The 328-nt window shown below is 38.4% G+C and carries 1 protein-coding gene and 1 tRNA gene; one reads left to right on the top strand and one right to left on the bottom strand.

The features are described 5' to 3' along the window. The first annotated feature begins 48 nt into the window (after positions 1 to 48). Positions 49 to 124: transfer RNA gene (locus tag H4J70_RS20330), tRNA-Ala, on the top strand. Position 125: 1 nt separating this feature from the next. Here the strand turns inward: H4J70_RS20330 and H4J70_RS20500 are convergent. Then, positions 126 to 328: hypothetical protein (locus tag H4J70_RS20500; protein WP_220470410.1), on the bottom strand; the 203-nt coding region annotated here is incomplete at its 5' end.

Genomic DNA, 328 nt, shown 5'->3' on the forward strand with positions numbered 1-328 from the left:
ACGAGTGTCTACACAAATTACATGATAACAAATTAGAAGAATCCCGATGGGGCTATAGCTCAGCTGGGAGAGCGCCTGCCTTGCACGCAGGAGGTCTGCAGTTCGATCCTGCATAGCTCCACCATTTAAATTTTATCTTCGTTACTTGAATACTCGTTTAGTAAACTAAACGTCGCATCCAAGTGCCTTGGTAAAATATAAATACCATTATGATTCTTCGTATAAAGAAAGAGACCAAACTTAAACTGTTCTGATGAACATGTTAAGTTTGGTTTTTTAAACCACGTTTTTAACCGAATGCGCGTTAAGAATGAGTTCTTTAACAATC

Source organism: Colwellia sp. BRX8-9, assembly GCF_014077245.1.
GTDB lineage: Bacteria > Pseudomonadota > Gammaproteobacteria > Enterobacterales > Alteromonadaceae > Colwellia_A.